We start from the raw sequence: 25,057 nt of genomic DNA, 5'->3' as shown, positions 1-25,057 counted from the left end.
TTCTCCGTTCGAGGCGCGTACAACAGGGTCGAGTCTAGTCGCGGATCTGGCCCGACCCGCGCACGATCCACTTGCTGCTCGTCAGCTCGGGCAGGCCCATCGGGCCACGCGCGTGCAGCTTCTGAGTCGAGATGCCGACCTCGGCGCCGAAGCCGAACTCACCCCCGTCAGTGAAGCGCGTCGACGCGTTGACCATCACCACGGCACTGTCGACCTCGGCGAGGAAGCGCTCGGCGTGGCCGAGATCGTTCGTGATGATCGACTCGGTGTGATGCGTCGAGAATCGCCGGATGTGCTCCATCGCCTGGTCGAGGTCGTCCACGACGCGCACCGAGACGTCGAGCGTCATGTACTCGGTCGCCCAGTCGTCGTCGGTCACCGGCACCGAATCGGCGAAGAGGGCCCGAGTGCGGTCGTCGCCGTGGATCGTGACGCCGGCCTCGCGCAATGCCGACAGGACAGGCGGCAAAAGCCGATGGGCGGAGTCGCGATGCACCAGCAGCGTCTCGAGGGCGTTGCACACGCTCGGGCGCTGCACCTTCGCGTTGGTGACGATGTCGACGGCCCACTTCTCGTCGGCCGACTCGTCGAGGAAGACGTGCACGACCCCGGCGCCGGTCTCGATGACGGGCACCTTCGACTCGGCGACGACGGCGTCGATGAGCTGCGCACTGCCGCGCGGGATGAGCACGTCGACGTAGCCGCGCGCCCGCATCAGCTCGGTCGCGCCCTGCCTGCCGAACTCGTCGATCGTCTGTACGGCTTCGCGCGGGAGGCCGACGCTCGCGATGGCATCCTGCAGCACCTCGACGAGCACGCGATTGGTGTTCTCAGCCGCAGAGCCACCGCGGAGGACGGCCACGTTGCCGCTCTTGAGCGCGAGGGCCGCGATGTCGACGGTGACATTGGGGCGGGCCTCGTAGATGGCGCCGACGACGCCGAACGGCACGCGCACCTGCGTCAGCTGCAGACCGTTGGGCAGGATGCGACCGCGGAGCGCTTCGCCCACCGGGTCGACGAGCCCCACGATGAGCTCGGTGGCGACGGCGAGGCCCTCGAGGCGCGCGGTGTCGAGGCGCAGGCGATCCTGCAGGCCCGTCGACAGACCGTTCGCCCGGCCGGCCTCGAGATCGAGGGAGTTCGCCTCGACGATGCGCCCGGCGTGGGTGCGCACGGCGTCGGCGATCGCCTGGAGCGCGCTGTTCTTGACGGCGGCGGTGGCGGTCGCCAGCACGCGGGCGGCGGCCTGCGACCGCTCGAGCTTCGCGACGAGGGCGGGGCTCAGCCGGGCGGTGGTCGCGGCGTCGGTCATCGTCATGCCCCCGATTGTACGGCCGACCCCTTGCGCTGGGGCCGCCCCGTTGCGCCGCTACCGCCCCGTTGCGCCGCTACCGCCCCCCGTTTTACCTATAGGCAAGCCTTTTGCGACAGGAAGTTTCTATGCGGCAACGGCTTACCTATAGGTAGAACGGACGGGCCCATTCCGCCGGGGCCGCCCCCGTTCCGCGGGGACCTCCCCGTTTTAGCTATAGGTGGGCGTTTCGCGACAGGAAGTTTCTGTGCCGCAACGGCTTACCTATAGGTAAAACGGAGTCGGAGGCAGGCGGGGGTCAGCCGCGGAGGGCAGCGCGTGAGGCGAACCAGGTGCCGATCGGCGCGCCGGCAAGCGCCTCGGTGACGAGAGCGGTCGAGGTGACGAGCACTGGCGTGCCCGACTCGGTCGCGAGCCGCGCGGCGGCCACCTTCGTGCTCGCCCCGCCGGTGCCGACACCGGCCGCCCCGGCGTCGCCGAAGCGGATGCCCGAGAGCTCGTCGCCGTACTCGACGTCGCTGATCTTCACAGCGCCCGGCTCGTGCGGCGGCTTCGTGTAGAGCGCATCGACGTCGGAGAGCAGCACGAGCAGGTCGGCCTCGACCATCTGCGCCACGAGGGCGGCGAGGCGGTCGTTGTCGCCGAAGCGGATCTCATGCGTCGCGACGGTGTCGTTCTCGTTGACGATCGGCAGGATGCGGAGCTTCAGCAGCCGCTCCATCGCCCGCTGCGCATTCGCGCGAGACGTCGGGTTGTCGATGTCGCCCGCCGTGAGCAGCACCTGGCCGGCCACGATCTCGTACCGTCGCAGGCTCTCCTGGTAGCGGTAGATCAACACGTTCTGGCCGACGGCCGCCGCCGCCTGCTGCGTGGCGAGGTCGGTGGGCCGGCTCTCGAGGTCGAGGAAGGGCATGCCCGTGGCGATCGCGCCCGACGACACCAGGATCACCTCGGCGCCCCTCGCGTAGGTCGCGGCCAGCGCGTCGACGAGCGGCCCGATCTGGTCGGCGTTCGGGCCCGAGATCGACGACGAGCCCACCTTGACCACGACGCGACGGGCGCGCGGCACGTCGGAGCGGGACAGGATGCGGCCCGCGGTGATCCGCACCGGGCGAGTCTGCGGCCGGGCCGGGTCGGCAGGCTGCGCCGGGTCGGCAGGCTGCGCCGCGTCGGCAGGCAGGGCGGTCTCGATGTCGGCTGCGGCGTCGGTCACTCTTGCTCGTCGTCCTCTCCGGGCAGGTCGTCGTCGGTGACGGGGCCTCCCACTTCGAAACCCTCGTCGTCGGTCCACAGGCCGGCCGCGCGCTCGCGCATCAGCTCGGCGCGGGCCTCGGCCTTGGCGTCCATGCGCGCGAAATACTCTTCGCGGCGCTCGTTGCGGGTCTGCCTCGACGACTGGTGCAGTCGGGGGTCGGTGCCGCGCGCCGCGGTCATGAGCTCGGCGGTGGAGGTGAGAGTGGGCTCCCAGTCGAAGACGATGCCCCCGGCACCGCCGATGACCACAGTGGATCCTGCGATCGCCCCGGCCTTGAACAGCTGGTCTTCGACACCGAGCTTGTTGAGGCGATCGGCGAGGTAGCCGACGGCCTCCTCGTTGTTGAACTCGGTCTGCAGCACCCAGCGCTCGGGCTTGACGCCGCGGATGCGGTAGACGTTGCCGTAGGTGCCCCCCTCGACCTGCACCTCGAACTTCGACTCGTTGACCGCCTTCGGGCGCATGATGATGCGCGGGCGCGCCATCTCTTCGGCAGCACGCACGGCACGGTCGGCCTCGACGACCTCGGCGAGGGCGAACGACAACTCACGCAGACCCGCCCGCGACACGGCGGAGATCTCGAAGACGGGGTAGCCGCGCTCTTGGAGGTCGGCCGTGACGAAGTCGGCCAGCTCACGAGCCTCCGGCACGTCGACCTTGTTGAGGGCGATGAGCTGCGGGCGCTCGAGCAGCGGAAGCTGGCCGGCCGGCACGGGGTACGCGGCAAGCTCGCCCAGGATCACGTCGAGATCGGTCAGCGGGTCGCGGCCCGGCTCGAGCGTGGCGCAGTCGAGCACGTGCAGCAGAGCCGAGCAGCGCTCGACGTGGCGCAGGAACTCGAGGCCGAGACCCTTGCCCTCGCTCGCGCCCTCGATGAGGCCGGGGACGTCGGCGACCGTGTATCTCGTCGATCCTGACTCGACGACACCGAGGTTCGGGTGGAGAGTGGTGAAGGGGTAGTCGGCGATCTTCGGCTTCGCCGCCGAGATCGCGGCGACAAGGCTCGATTTGCCCGCCGACGGGTAGCCGACGAGGGCGATGTCGGCGACGACCTTCAGCTCGAGCTGGACATCGCCCTGCCACCCCGGGGTGCCGAGCAGAGCAAACCCGGGAGCCTTGCGCTTCGTCGACGAAAGCGCCGCGTTACCGAGGCCGCCGATGCCGCCCTCGGCGACGACGAACCGCAGGCCCGCTTCGACGAAGTCGATCAGCTCGGTGCCGTCTTCGTCGGTGACGACGGTGCCGACCGGAACCTCGAGCTCGAGCATCTCGCCGTTGTTACCCGAGCGGTGGTCGCCCATGCCCGGGCCGCCGTTGGGGCTCGAACGGTGCGGGTTGCGGTGGAAGCCGAGGAGGGTGGTGACGTCGTTGCTGCTGACGAGCACGATGTCGCCGCCGTGGCCGCCGTTGCCGCCGTCGGGGCCGGCCAGCGGCTTGAACTTCTCGCGCTTGACCGAGACGCAGCCGTTGCCGCCGTTGCCCGCCTTGAGGTGGAGCGACACTTGGTCGACGAATGTGGCCATGGGGAGATTTTCTCAGACTGTCGGTCGTGCTTCAGGTGATGCAAACACGGATGGGCGAGCCGAAGCTCGCCCATCCGGTGAAGAGGTTGCTGTCAGGCGGAGACGGTCTCGGTGCTCACGATGTTGACGACCTTGCGGCCGCCCTTCGCACCGAACTCGACCGCGCCCGGGGCGAGGGCGAACAGGGTGTCGTCGCCGCCACGGCCCACGTTCACACCGGGGTGGAAGTGGGTGCCGCGCTGACGCACGATGATCTCGCCCGCGAGGACGACCTGGCCGCCGAAGCGCTTCACGCCGAGGCGCTGCGCGTTCGAGTCGCGGCCGTTACGAGTGGAGCTTGCGCCCTTTTTGTGTGCCATTGTCCAGCCGCCTCTACTTGGTCTTGATCGACGTGATCTTGACGCGGGTCAGGTCGGCACGGAACCCCATGCGACGCTTGTACCCGGTCTTGTTCTTGTAGTTCTGGATCACGATCTTCGGGCCGCGGAGGTCGTTCAGAACCTCGCCCTCGACCGTGACCTTCGACAGCGCGTCACCCGACAGGATCGTGTCGCCGTCGACGTGCAGGACGGGAACGAACGAGACGGTGTCGCTGGCATTCGCCTTGAGACGGTCGACGGTCACGATCGTGCCCACCTCGACCTTCTCTTGACGACCACCGGCACGCACAATAGCGAAAGCCATGGGAACTCCTTGAGGATGAGAGGAAGCCTGGCGGGGAGATGCCCCACCGGCGAGAAGTCTGGGTGTCGCGCATCACTCTGACGGCGCACCAAGGGTCTAGAGTACCGGCCCGAACGGCCGCAGTCAAAGGCCGCGAGTACGATGCGACAGTGACCATTCTGATCGACGAGCCCATCTGGCCCGCGCACGACACCGTGTGGTCGCACCTCGTGAGCGACGAGTCGTACGACGAGCTGCACGCGTTCGCCGGGGCCGCGGGCCTGCCGCGTCGTGCCTTCGACCACGACCACTACGACGTGCCCGCCGCGCGGCACGACGAGCTCGTCGCGCAGGGCGCGACGGCGGTCGGCGGCAAGGAGCTCGCCCGTCGCCTCGAGGCCAGCGGCCTCCGCGTGCCGCAGTGGCGCAAGCGCGGCCTGCCCGCCGACCCGCCCCGCTCCCTCCGCTCGCCCGGCCCCGCCGGCCCCGCCCGCTAAAAGTCGCTCGGCGACACCCCGTCTTTCGGCCGACCTCCCCGCGCCGCGGCGCGCGGAGCTCGCCCGAAACCCCGGGTGTCACCCGCTGCGCCACAGCCCCGTCCGGCCCAGGATCGCGTCCAGCCGAGGTGGGTGCATCACGTCGCTCCACATCCACCGAGCGAAACCGCGCACGGCCGGGTGAGCCCGCAGCAGGTCTTCCCGCCGTTTCTCCTTGACCGCGGCGTCGGCCGGGCTCATGCCGCCCAGGTGCTCCTGGCGCGAGTACTTCACGAAGCCGTCGAACTCGCCGATCACACCGAACTCCTCCCACCAGAAGTCGACGTCGCCGATGTGCTCGCGACCGACGAAGAACGGCTGTTGCAGAGTGGGCGCCGGCCACCCGCGTTCGTGCATGACGATGCGACTGAGCGACTCGCCTCCTGAGGCCGCGAGGCCGTTCGCGAAAGCGCGCACCCGCTGCACGTGCTTGTGGCCCCGGACGGGCAAGCGGCGCCCGAGTGCCGCGTCGAAATCGTCGAGCGTGAGGAGGGACGCCGTCAGAGGCCGACGACGGCGAGGGTCACGACTCTCGACCTCGACGTGCAGGGCACTGTCGAGGGCCACCACGGCTGCTCTGAACCCCTGCGACACGACCATGTCGACCGCGGTTCGAGCCGGCGAGGTGACCGGCAGCCCTTCCACGACGCCCAGATCCGCACCCGAGAGCCGCGCGACGTGCAGCCGAGCCGAGGCGAGCCGCCGCGACTTGGAGAGATCAGGATCCGACACGTCGAGCAGGTCAGGAGGCGGCCCGAGTGACCCCCACCCGTGCAGTGCCGTGGCAGTCGTGTGCGAGAACACCGCGCGCTCGTCGAGCCGCGGGGCGAACGCCATCGCACGAAGGACGTGCCTGTCGGGCCCGGTCGCGGCCTGCCATCTGTCTGCTCGGACGAAGACGCCAGGGATGACGGTGACGAGCTCACCCGCGGTCGCGGCGCGGCGCAGCTCGCGGTCGTTGCGGCCGGCCCGGATGAAGTCGGCGGTGCGAATGAGGCCGTCGGGCCCGGTGGCGAAGTCGTCCATGCCACCAGCGTGGTCGGGGCCGCGTGCCTCGTGGGCGCCGTTCGGCAATCTGTGGAGAAGTCGGCGGCGACGCCCTGTGTTTCGGCCGAGGTCCCACCGCCGCGGCACTGGGAGGTTGGCCGAAAGCCGGGGTGTCGGCGGGAGGGCGTCTTCGGCGGGAAGACCCCGTGTTTCGGCCGAGGTCCCACCGCCGCGGCACTGGGAGGTTGGCCGAAAGCGGTGGTGTCGGCGGGAGGGCGTCCTCGGCGGGAAGACCCCGTGTTTCAGCCGAGGTCCCACCGCCGCGGCACTGGGAGGTTGGCCGAAAGCCGGGGTGTCAGCGGGAGGGCGGGGGCTCGAAGCGGCGCCAGGCGGGGTCGGGGGCAGCGGTTGAGCGCGGCGGGGGCGCTGGAGGCGCGACCGGCGCGGGCGCCGGCGCGGGTTCGGCGGCGGAGGAGAGAGGCCCGGTGGGGGCGGACGACGGCGGGCCGGCAGCGGCCTCGAGCGCGGAGGGGACCGGCGGCGCCGCGGCGGCCGGGGCGAAGGGAGCGAGGCGAGCCGGGTCGGGGGCGGGCAGCAGAGCGTCGAGCGCCGAGGGGACGGAGGCGCTGGCCGGAGAGCCCGCCGCAACCCGGGCCCCGGCGGAGAGCGCGGACGGGGCATCGCGAGCAGAGCCCGCGGCCAGCGCGCCGCCCGCCGAGGGCGCGCCCGACGCAGAGGCTGCACCAGCGCCGCCACCGCGACCGGCAGCACCAGCAGCAGCACCAGCGCCAGCAGCCTCAGTAACAGCCGCAGCCGCAGCCGCAGCAGCCTCGGCGACGCGAGCGGGCGTGCCCGCCGCGGCCATGGCATCCTGCGCCCGGAGGGCTGGGTCTTGCCGCCCGATCCAGAGCCAGGCCAACACGGCTCCCGCCGCGAGCACGGCCGTCAGCAGGAGGCCGGCCGAGAGCGGAACGAAGACGACGTCGAGCAGCAGCGAGACCCAGTTGCCGGCCGCCGTGGCGGAGCCGACGCCGGTGATGAGCCCGACGAGGGCGAGCACGATTGTGCCCACGGCCCCGGCGGCGACGGCTCGGCCCAGCACCACCGGCAACCGCGTGGAGCGCAGGACGGGGAACCCGAAGGCGAGCGCGACGAAGGCGCCGACGTAGAAGAAGAACGGGTAGAGCACCACAGCGCCGAGGAAGAGGCCGATGGGCGACTCGACGAACCCGCTGGCGTAGGCCGCCGGGTCGAAGTCGACGGCGTTGCCGATCAACTGCACCAGCGCGACCGCGAATTTGACCAGGATCACGGCGCCGACCGCGATCGCCGCCGTCAGCACGGCCTCGCGGCTGCGACTCGGGCGAACAGGGCGTGCACAGGCCTACGGCGCGGTGCGGCCTGCGCGTGCGGGATGTGCGGCGGCGGGGCCGAGCCGACGTACGACGAGCCGACGCCGACCGCCGACGACGCGGGGGGCGGCGCCGGGGTCGGTGTCGGGGTGCTCACGTGGGGCCTCTCAGAACGATCTGATCAGAGACGACCCGTGATCACAGGTCGTCGGACGATACTCCCACGCCGAGGATGAACGGGCCCGATTCTGCGGAGGAACTCGAGGAACCCGCGGTGCTCGACGAACCCGAGGCGCCCGAGGCGCCCGAATCGCCGGAGGCCGACGCATCGACGCTCGACGCAGCCGTGGTGCCACTGGTCGACGCGCGCCGCGAGCGGCTGCGGCCCTGACCGGGCTGCTTCGGCTCGGGCAGCGCGCCCAGCACGCTGTCGAGGAGCTGCTCGGCGTCGCGGGCGCTCACCTTGCGCGGGGCGCGCTCGACCTTGGCGACCGGGATGTCGAGGATGGCGACGGTCGCCTCGGGCTGCGTGACGGTCGCCTGCGAGCGGCGCGAGGCCTTCTCGGGCTTGTCGGCGGCAGCGGCCGGCGCGGCGGTCTCAGGTGCGGCCGAGGCGGAGGCCGCCGGGGCCGACGACACGGGCGCAGGATCCGACGCCCCTGCGGTCGCGCTCTCGACCGACGTCGTCGACGCGACCTCGATCACGGCAGCGCCCTCCCCCGAGGCGGGTGCCTCGGCGGCGGCCTGCCCGGAGGCCGAGGCACGACGGCCGCGCCCGCGGCGGGAGCGCCCGGAGGCCGGGGTCTGCTCACCCTCGACGGCGGCGCCGTCGGCCGAGACGGATGCAGCGGCGGGGCCGTCGGTCGAGACGGACGCAGCGGCGGGGCCGTCGGTCGAGACGGATGCAGCGGCGGGCGCGGCCGGCTCGGTGCCGCCCATGCCCGCGGCGACCGCATCGATAGCGGCTTCGACGGCCGCAGCGGTCTCGGCCGGGCTGGCCGGCTCGCCCTCGGCGTGGGGCACGGTCGACGCGGCGATCTTGGCGAGGGCGTTCTTGACGTCGTCGGTGATCGCGTGGATGGTGCCGGTGGCGGGGTGCGCTTCGGAGCCGCGCGGCGAGCCGCCGCGACCGTTCGAGCCGTTGCCGTTCGACGACCCGCTGCCGTTGCCGGCCCCGTTGCCGTTCGCGGCCTTGGCGCGACGGCGTTCCTGCGACTTCTGGCGATTCTGCTGCTGCTGCTCGGCCGCCTGCTGACGGTCGACACCGATCTCTTCGAACGACTCGGCAAGGCCCAGGCCCAGCTTCTTGCGCGTCATCTGCACGAGGCCGAGCGAGGTGACCTCGGCCACCTGGTGCTTGGTGCGGTCGCGGCTGAGGCACTCGACGAGACGGCGCAGCACGAGGTCGCGGTTCGACTCGAGCACCATGTCGATGAAGTCGACGACGATGATGCCGCCGATGTCGCGGAGGCGCAGCTGGCGCACGAGCTCTTCGGCGGCCTCGATGTTGTTCTTGGTGACGGTCTCTTCCAAGTTGCCGCCCGAGCCGACGAACTTGCCGGTGTTGACGTCGACGACCGTCATGGCCTCGGTGCGGTCGATGACCAGCGAGCCGCCCGAGGGCAGCCAGACCTTGCGGTCGAGCGCCTTGTCGATCTGCTCGGAGAGGCGGTACTCGTCGAACGAGTCTTTGTCGCCCTCGTACGACTTCACGCGGTCGAGGAGGTCGGGGGCCACGGCCGAGAGGTACTGCTCGATCGTCTCTTTGGCCTCGTCGCCGTCGATGACGAGCTCGTGGAAGTCCTCGTTGAAGACGTCGCGCACGATCTTGATCAGCAGGTCGGGCTCGGAGTGGAGCAGGGTCGGGGCGTTGCCCGCCTCGACCTTCTTCGAGATGTCGGCCCACTGGTTGAGAAGGCGCTTCACGTCGAGGGTGAGCTGCTCTTCGGTGGCGCCCTCGGCCGCGGTGCGGACGATCACGCCGGTGTTCTCGGGCAGAGCCTCTTTCAGGATCTTCTTCAGGCGCGCGCGCTCGGTGTCGGGCAGCTTGCGGCTGATGCCGTTCATCGAGCCGTTCGGCACGTAGACCAGGAAGCGGCCGGGCAGCGAGATCTGCGAGGTGAGCCGGGCACCCTTGTGGCCGACCGGGTCTTTGGTGACTTGGACGAGCACGCGGTCGCCGGGTTTCAGCGCCAGCTCGATGCGGCGCGGCTGGCCCTGGCTGTGGTCGACGCTGTCCCAGTCGACCTCGCCCGAGTAGAGCACGGCGTTCCGGCCGCGCCCGATGTCGACGAACGCGGCTTCCATCGACGGCAGGACGTTCTGCACGCGGCCGAGGTAGACGTTGCCGATGAGCGAGACGTTCTGCGACTTGGCGACGTAGTGCTCGGCGAGGATGCCGTCTTCGAGCACGCCGATCTGGATGCTGTCGCCCTGCGTGCGCACGATCATCTTGCGGTCGACGCTCTCACGGCGGGCGAGGAACTCGGCCTCGGTCACGACGGGGCGGCGGCGACCCGCATCGCGACCGTCGCGGCGGCGCTGCTTCTTGGCCTCGAGGCGGGTCGAGCCCTTGACGCGCTGCGGCTCGGTGATGAGCTCGACCTCGCGCGGCTCGCGCGGCTCGCGGTTGGCGCGCGACCGGGTGCGGGTCGTCGACGGCTCGTCGCCGTCGCCCTGGTGCGAGCCGGAGCCCTGCCCAGGCGATCCGCCCGGGCGCTGGCGTGACCGGCGACGGCTCGACGAGCCCTCGTCGTCGTAGTCGTCCTGCTCGGGCAGCGGGGCGATGTCGGGGGCGTGGAAGATCAGGCTCGTCGTCGTCAGCGGCGCCTCGAAGGGCGACGCGAGGGCGGGCTTGTCGACCGTCGGCACGACGGGCGTCTGGTCGGCCTCGTCGCGCTCGATCGTCTCGACGTCGACGACGGCCTCGGCCGCCTGGCCTTCGACCTGCTCGGTCGCGGATGTGGTGTTGTCGTTGGGCACGGCTGTGGCCTCCTGAGGCACGGCTGTGTCGGCGGCCGAGGCCGGTGCGGCCTCTCGGGCGGCGCCGACAGCGGAAGGAGCGGGCTGTTCGGGTTCGGGTACGACCGGCACGGCGGGCTGCGCCTTGTGCGATCGGAACCCTGCGAACAGGCGACTTCTTCTCTTCGGACTGTTTTCGTTTTTATCCACCATCGGTGGTGCAACTCCTCGCCCCGATGGTGGTTCGATCAGTGACCGGTCACCACCGGGAAATCATGTGCCGAGGCCTTGTGTCGCAGCGCTACCCCCCGGGGTGCGGACCTGCGGCCTACGGAAAATCTGTCTCTGTGCCGGCTGCGACAGCGGGCCGTTCTCATTCGAACGATCGTGCTGCGACCCGGAAAGCTTGCCCGGCTCTCACCCTGGGACTGTTCCGATTATCGCACGCTCGGCCAGCGGGAGGCGATTCGTCGCATGCCATAATCCGAAGGTGTCGTCACAAACCGCGTCCAAGCCTGCGTCCTCGCAGTCTTTCATCACGGCGATCCTGCTGATCGTCTCCGGCCTCGTCGGGCTCTACGGGTCGTTCAAGCTGGTGGTCGAGAAGTACGACCTGCTCGAGCACCCCAAGCAGGGGCTCGCCTGCGACATCAATCCGTTCGTCTCGTGCTCGACGGTGATCGACTCGTGGCAGTCGCACCTGTTCGGCTTCCCGAACCCCATCATCGGCGTCGCCGGCTTCATGATCCCCATCACGATCGGCTTCGCCCTGCTCGCTCGCGCCCGCTTCGCGCGCTGGTTCTGGGTCGCCGCGAACATCGGCTTCGCTCTGGCGTGGATCTTCGTGACCTTCCTGTTCACGCAGACGGTCTTCTTCATCGGCGCCCTCTGCCCGTGGTGCATGCTCGTCTGGAGCACGACCATCCCGCTGTTCTGGGTCTTCACGGTGTGGAACATCGCTCAGGGCAACATCACCAAGAACGAGCGCGTGAGACGAGCGATGCGCAGGTTCCTGCCGTTCGCGTGGGCGATCCCGGTCGCCAACGCCCTCGTGATCGTGCTGATCATCATCAACCACTTCCCGCTGCTGCTCACTCTGCTCTTCGGCTGAGGGCAGCCTCGGTCATCTCTCAGGAAATGCATGATGCGTCACCCTAAGGTCCTGAGCGAGCAGGCGCAGGGCTACGCTCGATGATCGACAGTGCATCACCCCGCAGATCCGAGGACACATGACACCCGCCCCCGATAACGGTCAGAGCAAGCGAAACAGGCGAGACGAGGCGCGCGAGAAGGCGCGCATCGCTCGCGAGGCGGCTGCCCGCAGGCGCCGCCGCAACCGCTTCTTCATCATCGGAGGCAGCGTCCTGGCCGCGATCGTGGTCGTAGCCGTCGTCGTCTTCGCCGTCACCTCGTCGATCCAACCCCCCGGGCCCGGGCCGAAGAACATGGCCTCGGGAGGCATCCTGCTGCAGGGCACCTCGGGCCAGGTGTCCACGGTCAAGACCGCCGCTCTCAAGAACGGCGAGGCGGTCAAGCCGACCGACCAGAAGAAGCTCACCAAGACCGTCAACATCACGGCCTACATCGACTACCAGTGCCCGTACTGCGACCAGTTCGAGACGACCAACGCGGCGCAGATCCAGACCCTGCTGAAGAAGGGCGCGATCACCTACGAGGTGCACCCGATCGCCTTCCTCGACAACTCGTCGCTCGGCAACAAGTACTCGACGCGCTCGGCCAACGCGGCCGCCTGCGTGGCCAACTACGAGCCCGACAAGTTCCTCGCCGTGACCACCGCGTTCTATAAGAACCAGCCGGCGGAGGGCACCCACGGGCGCACCGATCAACAGATCATCACGACGGTGAAGGGCGCCGGGGCGACGAATTCGAAGATCCCGTCGTGTATCACGAGCCAGAAATTCAAGTCGTTCGTGGCGAACGTCACGCAGACCGACCTGACGAAGAAGCTGCCGAACTCGTCGATCGCGAAGCTCTCGTCGACCCCGACGGTCATCGTCAACGGCAAGCAGTACCAGGGCTCGCTCACCGACGCGTCGGCGTTCTCGTCGTTCGTGGCCCAGCAGTCGGCCAGCTAGGCCCACCGGCCCCGGCCCCGGCCCCGGCCCCGGCCAGAGCAACCAGAACGGCCCCGCACCTCGAGAGGTGCGGGGCCGTTCTGATTGCTGCGGGCTACTTGAACCAGAGCGCGAGCTCGCGAGCGGCCGACTCGGGCGAGTCGCTGCCGTGCACGAGGTTCTGCTGCACCTTGAGGCCCCAGTCGCGGCCGAGATCGCCGCGGATGGTGCCGGGCGCGGCGTTCGTCGGGTCGGTGGCACCGGCGAGCGAGCGGAAGCCGGCGATCACGGCGTTGCCCTCGACGCGGATGGCGACGATCGGGCCCGACTCCATGAACTCGACGAGCGGCTCGTAGAACGGCTTGCCGACGTGCTCTTCGTAGTGCGCGGCGAGCAGGTCGCGGTCGGCCTCGACGAGCTTGATGTCGACGAGGCCGTAGCCCTTCTGCTCGATGCGTCGCAGGATCTCGCCGGTCAGGTTGCGTGCGACGCCGTCCGGTTTGACGAGCACCAGGGTTTCTTCGAGTTCGGCCACGGGGGTCTCCTTCTGAAAGCGGTTAGAGGTGGGAGCGGAGGTCGAGGGGCAGGGCCGTGAGGGCGTCAGGATGCTGCAGGTCAGGGCTACTGGTAGTCGCGCGGGTCGAGACCGGGGTTGGCCTCCATCCAGGCGCGGATGGCCGCGTTACGGCGGTCGATCTGGACGCCCTTGATCAGGCAGAAGATCCAGATGCCGATGAAGATCGCGGCCACGACGAACATCAGCACGACGAGGATGCCGGTGAGCGCGAGCAGCACCTGAACCACGCAGCCGAGCACGACGCCCCACAGGTGCTGCATGCCGCGGGCCGCGACGGCCATCAGCACGATGAAGCCGACGCCGCCACCCACGGCGACAGGCCACGAGAGGATTCCGGCGCCACCGACGTTCAGCACGATGAAGAACAGCACGCAGGCCTCGAGCAGCAACATGATCTGCAGCAGGCTCTCGGTCAGGCTCCGGGCACGGCGGGGCCGGGCCTGCCTGGCCGGTCGCGCGGGCGTCTCTGTCATTTCCATCCGTCTTCTTCGGTCAGGGCGATCACTTCGCCGACGAGCGTGATCGAGCCGGTCACGACGACACCACCGCGCTCGGCATCGTCGGCCAGGTCGCGAGCCGAGCCGAGGGCCGACACGACGTTGGTCTCGACGATGACACGATCGGGCCCCACGATACCGACTGCCAGGGCAGCGAGGTCGTCGGCGGCGATCGCCCGCTCGGAGTCGGTCTGCGTGATCACGAACTGCTCGACGACCGGGGCCAGGGCGCGGATGATCCCGCCCGCGTCTTTGTCTTCGAGCACGGCCAGCACGGCGACGACGCGGTCGAACGAGAAGTACTCGCCGAGAGCGTCGGCCAGCGACTTCGCGCCGTGCGGGTTGTGCGCGGCGTCGACCAGGATCGTGGGGTCGGTGCTGAGGATCTGCAGGCGCCCCGGCGACGAGGCGGCCGCGAGCCCTGCGCTGAGAATCTCTGCGTCGAGCGGCTGCGACCCGTTGCCGAGGAAGGACTCGACCGCGGCGATCGCGACGGCGGCGTTCTGCGCCTGGTGACGCCCGAACATCGGCAGCGCGATCTCGTCGTACCGCCCGGCGATGCCGCGCACCGAGATCACCTGACCGCCGACGGCCACGTCCGACTTCAGCACCTCGAAGGCCGTGCCCTCCACCGCGAACGTCGACTCGGTCAGCTCGGCGGCGCGCTCGAGCTCAACGAGGGCCTCGGGAGTCTGCTTGGCGCTCACGACGTTGGCGGACGGCTTGATGATTCCCGACTTCGTCTTGGCGATCTCGGCGACGGTCGAGCCGAGGCGCTTGGTGTGGTCGAGGGCGATCGGCGTGAACACCGCGACCTGCCCGTCGGCGACGTTGGTGCTGTCCCACTCGCCGCCCATGCCGACCTCGAGCACGACGACGTCGACGGGCGCGTCGGCGAACGAGGCGAACGCCAGCACGGTGAGCGCCTCGAAGTAGGTGAGCGGCTGCTCGGCCGCGGCTGCCAGCTCGGTGTCGACCATCACGAGGTAGGGCTGGATGTCGGCCCAGTTGGCCGCCAGCGCGCCGTCGCTGATCGACTCGCCGTCGATGACGATGCGCTCGTTGACCTTGACCAGGTGCGGGCTCGTCATGAGCCCGGTGCGGAGGCCGTAGGCGCGCAGGATGCTCTCGATCATGCGGCTCGTCGACGTCTTGCCGTTCGTGCCGGTGATGTGGATGACCGGGTACGAGCGCTGCGGGTCGCCGAGCAGCTCGACCGCGCGGCGGGTCGCGCCGAGACGCGGCTGCGGGGCGGCCTCCCCGACGCGGGCGAGCAGCTCTTCGTAGACGCGCTGGGCTGCGGCCGCATCGGCGGCGCGGGCCTCCGACTCGGCGGGCTTGTCATCGTCGCGGTCGTCGCGGTCGCGCTCGTCGTCGTCGCCGAGCGACGGGAAGTCGCCGAAGTCGTCGCGGGTGCCGAAGACGTCGGGCAGCGAGCCGGGGTCGACGGTCTCGTCGTCGTCGGCTGGGTCGTAGTCGTTGTCGCCGTTTCGACCGGTGGGGGTGTCACTCATGCTTTGCCACTTTCACGATCACGAACGAGCCGTCTCCGACGGAGACGGATTCTGCGGGGGCCTTCTCGCCGGGCGCGAGCACCACGAGGTCGGTCTCGAGCGAGAGCGTCAGGGTCTCGCCCATGATGAGGTCACGGTGCGCCTCGACCGCGGTCTCGGCCTGAGAGTCGAGACGGAGGGTGAGCCGGATCCTGTCGCTCACGTCGAGGTCGGCGGCGCGGCGGGCCTGCTGCACGGCGCGGATCACGTCGCGGGCCAGACCCTCGGCCTCGAGGGCCGGAGTCGTCGCGGTGTCGAGCAGCACGAAGCCGCCGTCGCCCACGAACGCGATGGCCCCGGCATCGTCTCGCACGGTCAGCTCGAGGGTGAACTCGCCGGGCAGCAACTCGATGCCACCGACGATCACGTTGTCTCCTGCCGGCTCCCACTCGCCCTTCTTGGCGGCGGGGATGACCTGCTGCACCTGCTTGCCAATGCGGGGCCCGGCAGCGCGGGCGTTGACGGTGAGCCGACGGGTGACGCCGTACTCGCCGAGGCTCTCTTCGGTGAGTGTCGCGAGCTGGACCTGCTTGACGTTGAGCTCGTCGCGGAGGATCGCCGTGAAGGGGGCCAGGGCATCAGGATCCTGCGACACGACCGTCAGCAACGGCAGCGGAAGCCGCACGCGTCGACTCGTCGCCTTGCGCAGGGCGAGCCCCGCCGAAGCGACCTCGCGGACGGCGTCCATCGCGTCGACGAGCGCGTCGTCGGCCGGGAAGGCGGAGCTGTCGGGCCAGTCTTCGAGGTGCACGCTGCGGCCGCCGGTCAGGCCCTTCCAGACCTCCTCGGTGACGAGCGGCGCGAGCGGGGCCGCGACGCGAGTGACCGTCTCGAGCACCGTGTAGAGCGTGTCGAACGCGTCGGTGTCGGTGCCCGCCCAGAAGCGGTCGCGCGAACGGCGCACGTACCAGTTGGTGAGCACGTCGGCGAAGTCGCGCAGCCTGGCGGTCGCGAGCGGCGAGTCGAGCGCCTCGAGGTCGGCCGCGACGTCGTCGACGAGCTGGCGGGTCTTGGCGAGGAGGTAGCGGTCGAGCACGTCGACGGAGTCGGTGCGCCAGGTGGCCTCGTGAGCGGACCCCTGGGATCGTGCCGCCTTCGAGTAAAGCGAGAAGAAGTAGTAGGTGCTCCACAGCGGCAGCAGGAACTGCCTCGTCGACTCCCGGATGCCCTCTTCGGTGACGATGAGGTTGCCGCCGCGGATCACCGACGACGACATCAGGAACCAGCGCATCGCGTCGGCGCCGTCGCGGTCGAAGACCTCGTTGACGTTGGGGTAGTTGCGGAGGCTCTTCGACATCTTCTGGCCGTCCGAGCCCAGCACGATGCCGTGGCTGATGACGTTCGAGAAGGCCGGGCGGTCGAACAGCGGCGTCGACAGCGCGTGCATCACGTAGAACCAGCCGCGGGTCTGGCCGATGTACTCGACGATGAAGTCGGCGGGGCTGTGGGTGTCGAACCACTCTTGATGTTCGAACGGGTAGTGCACCTGCGCGAACGGCATCGAGCCGGAGTCGAACCACACGTCGAAGACGTCTTCGATGCGACGCATCGTCGACTTGCCCGAGGGGTCGTCAGGATTCGGGCGCGTCAGGTCGTCGATGAACGGCCGGTGCAGATCGGGCTCGCCCTCTGCGTTCAGCGGAAGCGTGCCGAAGTCCGCCTGGAGCTCGGCCAGGGAGCCGTACACGTCGACGCGCGGGAACTCGGGGTCGTCGCTCTTCCACACCGGGATCGGCGAACCCCAGTAACGGTTGCGCGAGACCGACCAGTCGCGGGCGCCGGCGACCCACTTGCCGAACTGCCCGTCTTTGACGTTCTCGGGCACCCAGGTGATCTCCTGGTTGAGGCTCGACATGCGCTCGCGGTAGTCGGTGACGCGGATGAACCAGCTTGAGACCGCCTTGTAGATCAGCGGGTTGCGGCAGCGCCAGCAGTGCGGGTAGCTGTGCTCGTAGCTCGCCTGACGCAGGAGACGCCCTTCGGCGCGCAGCGACTGCGTCAGCGGCTTGTTGGCCTCGAAGACCTGGAGGCCGGCGACCTCGACGAACATCGGCAAGAACTTCGCGCCCTCGTCGACCGAGATCAGCGTCGGGATGCCGGCGGCCTGGCAGACGGCCTGGTCGTCTTCACCGTAGGCGGGCGACTGGTGGACGATGCCGGTGCCCTCGCCGGTGGCGACGTAGTCGGCGACCAGGATCTGCCACGCGTTCTCAGTGCCGTACTTCTCGGTGTCGGCGTAGTAGTCCCACAGACGGTCGTACTGCACGCCGCCGAGCTCGCGGCCCGTGATGGTGCGCGTGACCGCGGCGAGCGCCTCGTCGGCACTCCCGTAGCCCAGGTCTTTCGCGTAGGCGGCGATCGTGTCGGTCGCGAGCAGGAAGTCGGCGACGCCCTCGGCCGAGCCGTCGCCGGCGCCGAGCGGGCCGGAGGCGACGACCGAGTACTCGATGTCGGGGCCGACCGCGAGAGCGAGGTTGGTGGGCAGCGTCCACGGCGTCGTCGTCCAGGCGAGAGCCCGCACGGCGGTGAGGCCGAGCGCTTCGGCCTTCTCGCCCACCAGCGGGAACGTGACCGTGACCGTCTGATCCTGACGCATCTTGTAGACGTCGTCGTCCATGCGCAGCTCGTGGTTCGACAGCGGCGTCTCGTCGTGCCAGCAGTAGGGCAGCACACGGAAGCCCTCGTAGGCGAGCCCCTTGTCGTGGAGAGTCTTGAACGCCCAGAGCACGCTCTCCATGAAGGTGATGTCGAGGGTCTTGTAGTCGTTGTCGAAGTCGACCCAGCGCGCCTGGCGGGTGACGTACTCCTGCCACTCCCCCGTGTATTCGAGCACGCTCTTGCGGGCGACCGCGTTGAACTCGGCGATGCCCATGTCGTCGATCTCGTGCTTCTCGGTGATGCCGAGCTGCCGCATCGCCTCGAGCTCGGCGGGCAGGCCGTGGGTGTCCCAGCCGAAGCGGCGGTGCACCTGCTTGCCGCGCATGGTCTGGAAGCGCGGGAAGACGTCTTTGGCGTAGCCGGTGAGAAGGTGGCCGTAGTGCGGCAGTCCGTTGGCGAACGGCGGCCCGTCGTAGAAGACCCACTCGTCGGAGCCCTCGCGGTTGCGGACGGACTCGCGGAAGGTGTCGTCGCCCTTCCAGAAGGCGAGGATGCCCTTCTCGACGTCGGGGAACTTCGGCGACGCAGGGACTGACTGCTTGCGGGGGTCCATTCACATCTCCAGTGCAGAGGGTCATGCACGAGGACGCCTGTCGAACAACTTCGGCAGTCGCGGTACCACCCCGCTTGGCCCGGAGGCCCTCTCTTCGACGGCTGTGACGGGCCTGACCCGCTCGGGTCTAGTGGCGCGCTGATGCCTTGCGGCTCTGGCGCGCGTTCTTCCGAGTGCTCCCCGGTGATGGCCGGATCGGTGCAGACCCAATCGTAACCGGCGGCGAGGCACGGCGCGAGCCGCTTCGCGGGCCGACCGGAGTCCCCGCATGAGCGGACAGACGACCCGGGTCAGTCCCCCTTTACGGGGATATCGCATGCCGGACCGATCTGCCTACCCTGACCGGAAGGCCCGTTCTCACCAGGCGAGCCGATCGCCTCCCGGATCAGGCAGGCACATTCGGGCGCGCGCTGCGCCGAGATCACCGAAGGACGACACCCCCGTGACCACAACGAAGTCGACACTGCCCGGAAAGCGCCTTCTCGCGCTCGGCGCCGGTCTCCTGCTCGCCGTCCCCCTCGTCTCCGCCGTCGGTCTCGCCGCGCCGGCTCCGCGCGCGTCGGCTGCCGCCGCGACGACGGAGGCCGAGTCGCCCGACTACGCGAGCGAGATTCTCGGCGATCCGTGGGACTACAGCAACTCGTCCGACCAGAACACCGACGCGTCGACCGCCGACAAGATCTCGGTCTCGGGCGGTCATCTCAACCTCACGGTGCGCGGCGGCCAGTCGTTCAACCCCATCTGGACGGAGCCCGGGTCGCTTCCGACGGGGCGCGACGGCAGTCTGCACCCCGTCGACACCTCGCGCTACACCAAACTGTCTTTCGAGATGAACCAGCCCTCGAACGGGCAGGGCGTCGTCTACTTCTTCACCTGCGCGCAGCAGCTGCCGAGCTGCGCCGGTGGGCAGACCTTCCCCCTCGTGGCAGGTGATCACCTCTATGACCTCACCCTCACCTCGAAGTCCAACGTCGGCGCCAAGATCGCGTGGAAGGGCGCTCATGTGGTCGCCCTGCGGATGGTGCCGATGAACAGGCCCGCGAACAGCTCGGCAGCGAACGTCTCGGTCAACTGGATCCGTCTCTACGATCCGTCCACGCCGCACGGCGCCTACCCGCCCGGAAACTACAGCGGATTCTCGGTCACGCCTCGCCCGCTGGCCGTCGTCGACAGCCCCAACAACACGCAGGGCACCGACGTCACGACGGCGCAGGGACGCCCGCAGAACGTCTTCACCGGCGGCGCCGTTCCCGGGTAGGAGTCGCGAACGCAACGGTGAAGTCGTACAGCTCGGTCGGCATGACGGCCACCAACGGCGGGGCGCACCCGAACGATCCCCAGGTGCACCTGCCGATCAGCGCCTTCAACGGCAGCACCTATCACTATCTGTCGTTCGACCTCACGTACGACGGCCCGTTCTCGCTCTCGGCGTCCAAAGGCGGCGGAAAGCTCGCGCGCCTCATCTGGAATGTCAAGGGCACGAGCACGGCTCAGCAGAGCAACGACATCGTGACCTACTCGGGCGCAAACGCGAAGACCATCAGCACCGACCTCGCCTCCGGCAACCCGCTCGACGAGGACTCCGGCTCGCCGCGCGCCGGCTGGGCGAAGCAGTTGATCACCTCGCTCCGCTTCGACCCCAACGAAGACCCCGGGGCCAACACCTGGCACCTCAAGGACATCCACCTGCGCGCGCAGCCGTCGGCCAAGGGAAGCACGACTGTCGTCTATCACGACGCCGCCTGGGTGTCCGGGACGACCGCCGACATCGCCGTCTCGAACGGAGGCGCCTACTCGACCATCGCCAGCGGCGTCGACGTCAAGCAGGGCAGCAACTCCGCCGTGTTCACCCTCGGGTCTCGACCGGCCGGCTCCTACCGGATCCGCGTGATCCTGCACCACCCGAACGGCACCGTGGCCCAGGCCCTCTCGAACACGAGCATCACGATGGCCACCGCTCCGCGCGACACGAGCCACGACCCCAGCGGGCGTGTCGAGAACATCGTCCGCGTGCCCGGCGGCGTCTCGGAGAAGGGCTGGGTGCGCGATCCTGACACTGCCTCCCCCGTCACCGTGCGGTTCTACGACGGAGCGAACTATCTGACCGAGACGGCGGCGTCGCTTCCGCGGGCCGACGTGAAAAAGGCCTACCCGAGCGCTCCGCTCGACACCGGCTTCTCGAAGGTCATCGCCGTCGCCGACGGTAAGCACAACGTCTGCACCTACGGCATCAACGTGGGCGCCGGGGCCAACACGGGCTTCGGCTGTCACGCCGTCAACCTCTTGGCCACGCCCTACGGCCGTCTCGACTCGGTCAGCCGGTCCGGCACGTCCGCGAAACTCGTCGGATGGGCGATCGACCCCGACACGGCGAGCCCCATCAGCGTGCGGTTCTACGTCAACGGGAAATACGTCGGAGCCACCCCGGCCAACGTGACACGCACTGACGTCGCCAAGGTCTACCCGGGCTACGGCACCGCTCACGGCTACTCGGCAACTGTCAAGGCCGCCGCCGGATCGACCGTGTGCAGCTACGGCATCGACTCGGCCGGAAAGACCAACTCCCTCCTCGGCTGCAAGAAGGTCTGATCGACTCCGGGCCGCCCCACCTCGCTCGGGCGGCCTGGAGCAGACTGGGCGAATGACGACGGACGCCGCCCAGCCTGCCCCCAGCCCCGAGGGCTCGAGCACCAAGACGGTCATCGTCGCGCTGCTCGCCAACCTGCTCGTCGCCTTGGCCAAGACGGCGGCGTCGCTGTTCACCGGCTCGGCATCGATGATCGCCGAATCGGCGCACTCGTGGGCCGACACCGGCAACGAGATCTTCCTGTGGATCGCCGAGCGCCGCGGCTCACGCACGCGTGACGCCCGGCACCCTCTCGGCTACGGCAAAGAGACGTACGTCTGGAGCATGTTCGCCGCCTTCGGCCTCTTCACCGTCGGCGCGGTCGTCTCCATCTACAACGGCATCTCCGAGTTGACGTCGACCAAGGCCGACAACGACTACTACATCAACTACATCGTGATCGGCGTCTCGGCGATCCTCGAGGGCACGTCGTTCCTCCAGGCGCTCCGGCAGGCGCGCGGGGCAGCGTCGAAACGCCGGATCCCGGTGCTCCGCCACGTCATCGACTCGTCGAACTCGACCCTCCGCGCGGTGTTCTTCGAGGACAGCGCGGCGCTCGTCGGCCTGTTCATCGCCTTCCTCGGCATCCTGCTGCACCAGCTCACCGGACTCGCCGTGTTCGACGCCGCCGGCTCGATCCTCGTCGGCGTGCTGCTCGGCTGCGTGGCCGTCGTGCTGATCGACCGCAACCGCCGCTTTTTGATCGGCGAGAGCCCCACGCCCGAGGTCGAATCAGGGGTGCTCCGCAGGATCCTGGAGCACCCGAAGGTCTCGCGGGTCACCTACCTGCACCTCGAGTTCCTCGGCCCGGGGCGCTTGTATCTCGTGGCCGCCATCGACCTCGTCGGCAACGAGGACGAGGAGCACGTCGCGGTCGCCCTCCGCCGGGTCGAGAAGGACATCGAGGAGAACGCGGCGGTCGAGGAGGCCGTGCTCACACTGGCGACGCCGGACGAGGCCAGCCTGGTGCCGACCACGCCCGACGCGCCGCGCGAGGCGCTCTCGTAGGGCTCTCCTCGACCTCGCTCAGACCTCGTCCGAGCCCAGGCCGCGGCGACGCCGGCGGGCGATCGCCAGCAGCGCGCCACCGGCCACCAGGGCGGCGAAGCCGGCCAGCGCCGTGACGCCGGTGCCGCGCGAGCCGGTGAAGGCCAGCGTCGCGGGGGTCGTGGTCGCCGCCGGGTCGACGATCGGGGTGCCGGTGAGGTGCACGGCCAGAAGCGCGCTGGACGCCGAGTACTTCGCCGTGGTCGGGTCGACCGCGAACGCCAGGATGCCGTAGCTGCCGGGCTTCAGGGTGACCGTCGCCGACCAGGTACCGTCGGCTGCGACCGTGACCGCGCCGGTGTCCTTCGGCAGCAGCGACGTGGTCGTGGTGGTGGTGAGCGACGGCGGGATCACACCGTTCGGGTCGTCCGAGTTCTCGAGCACCGTGTCGTAGGCGTCGAGCTCGGTGGCGAGCTGCGGGTAGAGAGCCGTGATGTAGGGCACCTCGGCGTCGCCGTCACGCGCGTCGAGCACGATGTGGTCGCCCGGCGTGCCGGTGCCCGAGACGGTCGTCGTCAGGTAGCCGTGCTGGGTCGTGCTCGGCTTGCCCTTCACCTGGATGCCGTCCTCGGCGATGATCTGGTCGATCGTCTCGTCGCCGGGGTCGCCCGACACGCTGTCGCGCGCAGTGCTGTCGCTCGTCGCGGCCCGGCCTGCGGGGGCCGACTTCGCCGCCGGGAGGGAGTGCGGCAGGTTGGCGAACGGCTGCTCAGCGGTGGGGAGGTCGGCGAAGCGTGAGGCGGCGTCGGAGGACGCGGTCTTCTGGGCGGAGGAGGCGACCGAGGCCGACGTCTTCAGAGCGGGGCGAGTCGTGCTCGCTCCGGAGGAAGCGGTGCTGGCCGACGACGACCCGTCGGCGAAGCCGCCGACGAAGGTTCCGCCGTCGCCCGACCCGTCGACGTCGTCGAAGTACGACGGCTCGGTGATCTCGGGCACGTCGACCGTGCCGGCCGGCTTGGTCAACGTGATGTCGACCGGCCCGGCGAGCGGCGAGAGGTGGGTGACGGCCTCGCCGTAGGAGGCGTCGTTCTCGTTGTCGTCGAGCTGCTGCTCGCCCGCCCAGATCGACTCGGTGCCGTAGGGGAAGACCGCGTAGCCGCTCCACGCGCCGGTCGCGCCGACGTGGAAGGTGGCGCCGGTCTCATAGTCGTAGTCTTCGGCGTCGGTGTCGCCGAACGGGTCGTCGGTGTCGCCCGTCGTCGCAGGCAGGACGCCGGTCTTGACGTTGAACAGCTCGACGTCCTCGCCGGGGGTGCCGGTGCCGGAGAACTTCACGACGTTGCCGGTGGTGCCGAGGCCGAGGGGCAGCGGAGCGACCGAGTAGGTGGTCACCGAGGGGGCGACGAGGGTCGGCGCCACGCTGGTCGGGGCGGCGAACTCGACGTCGACGTAGACGTCGTCGAAGTCGGTGTTGCCGTGCGAGCCGTAGACGTCGAGCTCGTCCTCGTAGGGGCCGTCGGCGGGCAGGCTGATCGGGATGCTGAAGGTGGTGGCCGTCGTGGTCAACGTGGCGAGCGGGTCGCCGTCCTGGTCGTCGATCTCGAGGTCGGAGCCGATCGGGGCCGTTCCCGTGACGTCGAAGTCACGAGAGTCGAGCTGGTTCGGCGTGATCGTGTCGGAGTCCGGGTCCTCCGGAGTCGGGAAGGTGACCGTCAGGGTCGTCGGAGCCTTGGCGGCTGCGTGCGTCACCGGCTCAGGCGCGGCGGTCGGCGTCGCGACGGGTGTCGCCGACGCGGTCGTCGCCGGGGCGGGTGTCGCCGGGGCGGTCGTCGCCGGGGAGGTCGTCGCCGGGGAGGTCGCGGTCGGCGCGGCAGTCGACGCGGCGGGGCTCGTCGGCGTCACGGCAGGCGTGCTCGTCGCCCCCGCGGTGGCAGTCGGCGCGGACGACGTCGTCGCGGTCGCCGTGTCGGCGAGGGCGGGAGCGGCGACGAGGGCGCTGCCGCCCAGGCCGATGAGCACGACGGCGGGGACGGCGACGGCCGCCCGCCAGGCAGAGTTCTTCTTGGTCACGAGAGTCGGGTCTTTCGGGCGTGAGTCGGTGAGACGTCGATGCCCTGACCCACCCCCGGAGCACCGTCGACCGCCCAGTGATCGTGGTCGGTCTGAGGACAGTAGCACCCTGGGGGCCCCTCTGGAGGTCCAGATCCGTACCCCAATCGGGGCACGGTTTCAGGCGATTCGGGCTAGACCCTCGCGGCCGGCGTGCGCGCAATGCCTAGGCATTGCGCGCACGCCGCCGGAGAGGGTCTGGGCCGCCGGCGAGGCTCAGGCGGTGAGGGCGGCGGCGAGGCCCCGGGCGACAGGAGCGAGGGCCGGGGCGACGAACCCGACCAGGGGGCCTCGGCCGATGCCGGCCCGGGCCCACGCGACCGTCGCCGCGCCCCCGGCAGCGAGGAGCGTGGACGCCGCGACCTGCGGCCACGTGGCATCCTGCGCCTGTTGGAGGCGTTCGGCGAGATAGCTCGCGACCAGGGTCTGCTGCGTGACGAAGCGAGCGGCGCCGGATGCCACGAGGTCGTCGCCGAGGCGCATCGCCTCACCCTGCGACAGCGCCCAGGGCACGCCGTTGTCGGGGTGCTCACGGGCGACGGCGACGAGTGCGGCCTCGACGGCGGCCACCGGCGGCCGCGCGGACGCCTCGCGCAAGGCCGCGGGAATTCCGGCGAGGGTCGCGTCGAGGTCGAGCCAGAGCAGGTCGGCCTTGCCGCCGAAGTAGTTGAAGAAGGTGGCGCGGCTGACACCGGCTCGCCCGGCGATCTGGTCGACGGTGGTACCGGCGTAGCCGTTCTCGAGAAAGAGCTCGCTTGCGGCGTCGGCCAGGATCTCGGCGGACGACCGACGGGGGCGGCCGCTGCGCGCGGGGGCAGTGGATGTCACGACAC

Annotated in this window: 21 protein-coding genes; 6 read left to right on the top strand and 15 right to left on the bottom strand. The window is 69.8% G+C overall.

Going from position 1 to position 25,057, the window contains the following annotated elements; translation table 11 throughout:
- Positions 1-34: 34 nt before the first annotated feature.
- From AX769_RS10225 to rplU, 5 genes are all read right to left on the bottom strand, one after another.
- A complete protein-coding gene (locus AX769_RS10225) occupies positions 35-1,318 on the bottom strand; it encodes a glutamate-5-semialdehyde dehydrogenase (RefSeq protein ID WP_066278848.1) in 1,284 nt (427 codons plus the stop codon).
- 292 nt (positions 1,319-1,610) lie between these two features.
- Positions 1,611-2,399: a glutamate 5-kinase gene (gene proB, locus AX769_RS10220; protein WP_066283477.1), complete on the bottom strand. Its 789-nt coding sequence runs from the start codon at positions 2,397-2,399 to the stop codon at positions 1,611-1,613.
- 122 nt (positions 2,400-2,521) lie between these two features.
- Positions 2,522-4,090, bottom strand: a complete 1,569-nt coding sequence (obgE, locus tag AX769_RS10215; protein WP_066278846.1) for a GTPase ObgE — start codon at positions 4,088-4,090, stop codon at positions 2,522-2,524.
- Positions 4,091-4,182: 92 nt separating this feature from the next.
- Positions 4,183-4,449 (bottom strand): 50S ribosomal protein L27, encoded by a 267-nt coding sequence (gene rpmA, locus AX769_RS10210; RefSeq protein ID WP_066278845.1) that lies wholly within the window; start codon positions 4,447-4,449, stop codon positions 4,183-4,185.
- Between the two features lie 13 nt (positions 4,450-4,462).
- Entirely contained in the window at positions 4,463-4,774 is a 312-nt protein-coding gene (gene rplU, locus AX769_RS10205; RefSeq protein WP_066278842.1) for a 50S ribosomal protein L21, read from the bottom strand.
- 149 nt (positions 4,775-4,923) lie between these two features.
- Between rplU and AX769_RS10200 the strand changes: the two genes are divergently transcribed.
- Complete coding sequence (locus tag AX769_RS10200) at positions 4,924-5,250, top strand: DUF4031 domain-containing protein (protein WP_066278835.1); 327 nt, start codon at positions 4,924-4,926, stop codon at positions 5,248-5,250.
- A gap of 78 nt (positions 5,251-5,328) precedes the next feature.
- Here the strand turns inward: AX769_RS10200 and AX769_RS10195 are convergent, their stop codons facing one another.
- The 4 genes from AX769_RS10195 to AX769_RS10185 form a co-directional block, all read right to left on the bottom strand.
- On the bottom strand, positions 5,329-6,315 hold the full coding sequence (locus AX769_RS10195) for a type IV toxin-antitoxin system AbiEi family antitoxin domain-containing protein (protein WP_066278832.1): 987 nt from the start codon (positions 6,313-6,315) through the stop codon (positions 5,329-5,331).
- Between the two features lie 316 nt (positions 6,316-6,631).
- On the bottom strand, positions 6,632-7,618 hold the full coding sequence (locus AX769_RS10190) for a hypothetical protein (protein ID WP_066278830.1): 987 nt from the start codon (positions 7,616-7,618) through the stop codon (positions 6,632-6,634).
- Complete coding sequence (locus AX769_RS23890; RefSeq protein WP_157887558.1) at positions 7,612-7,785, bottom strand: hypothetical protein; 174 nt, start codon at positions 7,783-7,785, stop codon at positions 7,612-7,614. Before AX769_RS23890 ends, AX769_RS10190 begins: the two co-directional genes overlap by 7 nt.
- 41 nt (positions 7,786-7,826) lie before the next feature.
- Positions 7,827-10,802, bottom strand: a complete 2,976-nt coding sequence (locus tag AX769_RS10185; RefSeq protein WP_082763685.1) for an Rne/Rng family ribonuclease — start codon at positions 10,800-10,802, stop codon at positions 7,827-7,829.
- Between the two features lie 277 nt (positions 10,803-11,079).
- Between AX769_RS10185 and AX769_RS10180 the strand changes: the two genes are divergently transcribed.
- Positions 11,080-11,700 (top strand): vitamin K epoxide reductase family protein, encoded by a 621-nt coding sequence (locus AX769_RS10180; RefSeq protein ID WP_082763684.1) that lies wholly within the window; start codon positions 11,080-11,082, stop codon positions 11,698-11,700.
- A gap of 118 nt (positions 11,701-11,818) precedes the next feature.
- Positions 11,819-12,685 (top strand): thioredoxin domain-containing protein, encoded by an 867-nt coding sequence (locus AX769_RS10175; RefSeq protein ID WP_066278828.1) that lies wholly within the window; start codon positions 11,819-11,821, stop codon positions 12,683-12,685.
- 94 nt (positions 12,686-12,779) lie between these two features.
- Here AX769_RS10175 and ndk read toward each other — a convergent pair whose 3' ends face one another.
- The 4 genes from ndk to ileS form a co-directional block, all read right to left on the bottom strand.
- The gene (gene ndk, locus AX769_RS10170; RefSeq protein WP_066278825.1) at positions 12,780-13,199 is read right to left on the bottom strand and encodes a nucleoside-diphosphate kinase; all 420 of its coding nucleotides are present in this window, start codon (positions 13,197-13,199) and stop codon (positions 12,780-12,782) included.
- An 86-nt stretch (positions 13,200-13,285) separates the two neighbouring features.
- Complete coding sequence (locus AX769_RS10165) at positions 13,286-13,714, bottom strand: DUF4233 domain-containing protein (protein ID WP_066278823.1); 429 nt, start codon at positions 13,712-13,714, stop codon at positions 13,286-13,288.
- Entirely contained in the window at positions 13,711-15,252 is a 1,542-nt protein-coding gene (locus AX769_RS10160) for a folylpolyglutamate synthase/dihydrofolate synthase family protein (RefSeq protein ID WP_082763672.1), read from the bottom strand. Before AX769_RS10160 ends, AX769_RS10165 begins: the two co-directional genes overlap by 4 nt.
- Complete coding sequence (gene ileS, locus AX769_RS10155) at positions 15,245-18,502, bottom strand: isoleucine--tRNA ligase (protein ID WP_066278821.1); 3,258 nt, start codon at positions 18,500-18,502, stop codon at positions 15,245-15,247. Before ileS ends, AX769_RS10160 begins: the two co-directional genes overlap by 8 nt.
- Positions 18,503-18,944: 442 nt before the next feature.
- Here ileS and AX769_RS10150 point away from each other — a divergent pair, with 442 nt between their 5' ends.
- Genes AX769_RS10150 through AX769_RS10140 form a run of 3 tightly spaced genes read left to right on the top strand, consistent with a single transcriptional unit; the run spans position 18,945 to position 22,136 of the window.
- Entirely contained in the window at positions 18,945-19,760 is an 816-nt protein-coding gene (locus AX769_RS10150) for a hypothetical protein (protein ID WP_066278818.1), read from the top strand.
- A 17-nt stretch (positions 19,761-19,777) separates the two neighbouring features.
- On the top strand, positions 19,778-21,091 hold the full coding sequence (locus tag AX769_RS10145; protein ID WP_066278816.1) for a hypothetical protein: 1,314 nt from the start codon (positions 19,778-19,780) through the stop codon (positions 21,089-21,091).
- A 52-nt stretch (positions 21,092-21,143) separates the two neighbouring features.
- Complete coding sequence (locus AX769_RS10140) at positions 21,144-22,136, top strand: cation diffusion facilitator family transporter (RefSeq protein WP_066278813.1); 993 nt, start codon at positions 21,144-21,146, stop codon at positions 22,134-22,136.
- Between the two features lie 18 nt (positions 22,137-22,154).
- On the opposite strand, the gene AX769_RS10135 is transcribed toward AX769_RS10140, so the two are convergent.
- Both AX769_RS10135 and AX769_RS10130 read right to left on the bottom strand, forming a co-directional pair.
- Entirely contained in the window at positions 22,155-24,185 is a 2,031-nt protein-coding gene (locus AX769_RS10135; protein ID WP_066278811.1) for a hypothetical protein, read from the bottom strand.
- A gap of 255 nt (positions 24,186-24,440) precedes the next feature.
- Positions 24,441-25,052, bottom strand: coding sequence for a TetR/AcrR family transcriptional regulator (locus AX769_RS10130; RefSeq protein WP_066278809.1), 612 nt, complete (start codon positions 25,050-25,052; stop codon positions 24,441-24,443).
- Between the last annotated feature and the right edge of the window lie 5 nt (positions 25,053-25,057).

It is taken from the genome of Frondihabitans sp. PAMC 28766, assembly GCF_001577365.1.
Lineage (GTDB): Bacteria > Actinomycetota > Actinomycetes > Actinomycetales > Microbacteriaceae > Frondihabitans.
This window is presented reverse-complemented; position numbering and strand designations above follow the sequence as displayed.